The 2,842-nt window shown below is 63.4% G+C and carries 2 protein-coding genes; both read left to right on the top strand.

Annotation, left to right across the window (positions count from 1 at the left end):
* Positions 1 to 3 precede the first annotated feature (3 nt).
* Positions 4 to 1,380: an L-serine ammonia-lyase gene (locus AAAB16_RS02625; RefSeq protein ID WP_340661933.1), complete on the top strand. Its 1,377-nt coding sequence runs from the start codon at positions 4 to 6 to the stop codon at positions 1,378 to 1,380.
* A gap of 161 nt (positions 1,381 to 1,541) precedes the next feature.
* Entirely contained in the window at positions 1,542 to 2,663 is a 1,122-nt protein-coding gene (gene gcvT / locus AAAB16_RS02620; RefSeq protein WP_340661932.1) for a glycine cleavage system aminomethyltransferase GcvT, read from the top strand.
* Positions 2,664 to 2,842: the final 179 nt, after the last annotated feature.

Below are 2,842 nucleotides of genomic sequence, written 5' to 3'. Positions count from 1 at the left end.
TTTATGGCACTTAGCGTGTTCGACCTATTCAAGATCGGTATCGGCCCTTCCAGCTCCCATACCGTCGGGCCTATGCGCGCGGCCGCGCGGTTTGCCGAAGGGCTGCGCCGCGACGACCTGCTCGGCCAAACCGCCTCGGTAAAAGTCGAGCTCTACGGCTCACTCGGTGCCACCGGCAAAGGCCATGGCAGCGATAAAGCCGTGCTGCTCGGCCTGGAAGGCGAACACCCCGACACCGTCGACACCGCCACGGTTGATGCGCGCCTGGCCGCCATTCGTAAAAACGGCCAGCTCAATCTACTGGGCGAACACACCATCGCCTTTGTGGAAAAACAGCACCTGGCGATGATCCGAAAACCGCTGCCACAACACCCCAACGGCATGATCTTTCGCGCCTTCGACGCCGCCGGCCTGCAACTGCGCAGCCGCGAGTATTACTCGGTGGGCGGCGGCTTTGTCGTCGACGAGGACGCCGCCGGCGCCGACCGCATTGTTGAAGACGCCACCGTACAGCCCTACCCCTTTAAAAGCGGTGACCAACTGCTGGCCCACTGCGTTGAACATGGCCTGACCATCAGCCAACTGATGCTCGCCAACGAAAGCGCCTGGCGCCCGGAAGCCGAAACCCGCGCCGGCCTGCTGCGCATTTGGCAAGTGATGCAAGACTGCGTCAAAGCCGGCTGCCACAACGAAGGCATCATGCCCGGCGGCCTGAAAGTAAAACGCCGCGCTGCCGCCCTGTACCAACAACTGCGCAATAGCCCGGAAGCGGCGCTGCGCGATGCGCTGTCGGTGTTGGATTGGGTCAACCTCTACGCCCTCGCCGTTAACGAGGAAAACGCCAGCGGCGGGCGCGTCGTCACTGCGCCCACCAACGGCGCGGCCGGCATTGTGCCGGCGGTGCTGCACTACTACGTGCGCTTTATCCCCGGCGCCAACGACGACGGCGTGGTGCGCTTTCTGCTCACCGCCGCCGCCATCGGCATTCTCTACAAAGAAAACGCCTCGATTTCCGGCGCCGAAGTGGGCTGCCAAGGTGAAGTCGGCGTCGCCTGCTCCATGGCGGCGGGAGGCTTGACCGCGGCCCTGGGCGGCAGCATGGGCCAAGTGGAAAACGCCGCTGAAATCGGCATGGAACACAACCTCGGCCTGACCTGCGACCCCATCGGTGGCCTGGTGCAGGTGCCCTGTATCGAACGCAACGCCATGGGCTCGGTAAAAGCCATTAATGCCGTGCGCATGGCCCTGCGCGGCGATGGCCAGCACTTTGTGTCGCTAGACAAAGTAATCCGCACCATGCGCCAGACCGGCGCGGACATGAACAACAAATACAAGGAAACGGCACGCGGTGGCTTGGCTGTGAACATCATCGAATGTTGACCGCGTCACCTGCTGCCCTCACCCCCAGCCCCTCTCCCGCGAGCGGGAGAGGGGAGACCATCTAAAGCAACACCGCGATCAGTTCCCTCTCCCGCTTGCGGGAGAGGGCTAGGGTGAGGGGCTCTTCCCCCGCCAGAACACAATTTTCAAGGAGCGCACCGATGTCCCAAGAATCCCTGGCCAAAACCCCTCTCCACGCCCTGCACCTGGAACTCGGCGCACGCATGGTGCCGTTTGCCGGCTACGACATGCCCGTGCAATACCCCCTCGGCGTGCTCAAAGAACACCAACACACCCGCGACCAGGCTGGCCTGTTCGACGTATCGCACATGGGCCAAATCATTCTGCGTGGCAGCAACGCCGCCACCGCCCTGGAAACCCTGGTGCCCGTCGACATCATCGACCTACCCGTGGGCATGCAGCGCTACGCCATGTTCACCGACGAAAACGGCGGCATCCTCGACGACCTGATGGTCGCCAACCTCGGCAACGACACCCTGTTTCTAGTGGTCAACGCCGCCTGCAAACACCAAGACCTCGCACACCTGCAAAAACACCTAAGCGGCCAGTGCGAGGTTGAAGCCCACTTCGACCGCGCCCTACTCGCCCTGCAAGGCCCGGCCGCCGTGGCCGTGCTCGCGCGCCTGGCACCAGAAGTGGCCGGCATGACCTTTATGAACTTCCAACCGGTCACCCTGCTCGGCGTGGACTGCTTTGTCAGCCGCTCCGGCTACACCGGCGAAGACGGCTACGAGATCTCCATCCCCGCCGACAGCGCCGAAAAAATCGCCCGCGCCCTGCTCGCCGAACCGGAAGTACACGCCATCGGCCTTGGCGCCCGCGACTCGCTGCGCCTGGAAGCCGGCCTGTGCCTGTACGGCCACGACATGAGCACCGCCACCACGCCCATCGAAGCCGGCTTGCTGTGGGCCATCTCCAAAGCCCGCCGCGCCGACGGCGCCCGTGCTGGCGGCTTCCCCGGTGCCGAACGGGTATTTGCCCAGCAACACGAAGGCGTCGCCAGCAAACGCGTAGGCCTGCTGCCGCAAGAACGCACCCCGGTGCGTGAAGGCTGTGAAATTGTGGATGGCGATGGCAACGTGATTGGCAGCGTGTGCAGCGGCGGCTTTGGCCCCACCCTCGGCGCGCCATTGGCCATGGGCTACGTCAACGCCGGGCACAACGCCCAGGAAAACACCGTATGGGCCCTGGTACGCGGCAAACGCATCCCCATGAAAGTGGCCAAAACCCCATTTGTGCCACAGCGCTACTACCGCGGCTAAACCCACCGCCTGCTCGCCCTACAGGAACAAACGCAATGCCTGCGTTTACCCCGTAGGGTGTGCTGTGTGTTCAGCCGGGAGACATAGGTAACAGGTGTCGGGAGACATAGGTAACGCATTTAGGCTTAGGCAATCCTTCGAATCGGGAGATCGAGTGATGCCATGGTCGGAGCGAAGCA

The organism is Pseudomonas sp. (assembly GCF_037994325.1).
Taxonomy (GTDB): Bacteria; Pseudomonadota; Gammaproteobacteria; order Pseudomonadales; family Pseudomonadaceae; genus Aquipseudomonas.
The sequence above is the reverse complement of the archived record's forward strand: the minus strand, read 5'-3'. Positions and strand labels throughout refer to the sequence as shown.

What these genes read in the sequence shown, in the direction of transcription:
- gcvT (WP_340661932.1), top strand. Translation starts at nt 1,542, where the DNA reads ATGTCCCAAGAATCCCTGGCCAAAACCCCTCTCCACGCCCTGCACCTG.
- AAAB16_RS02625 (WP_340661933.1), top strand. Translation starts at nt 4, where the DNA reads ATGGCACTTAGCGTGTTCGACCTATTCAAGATCGGTATCGGCCCTTCC.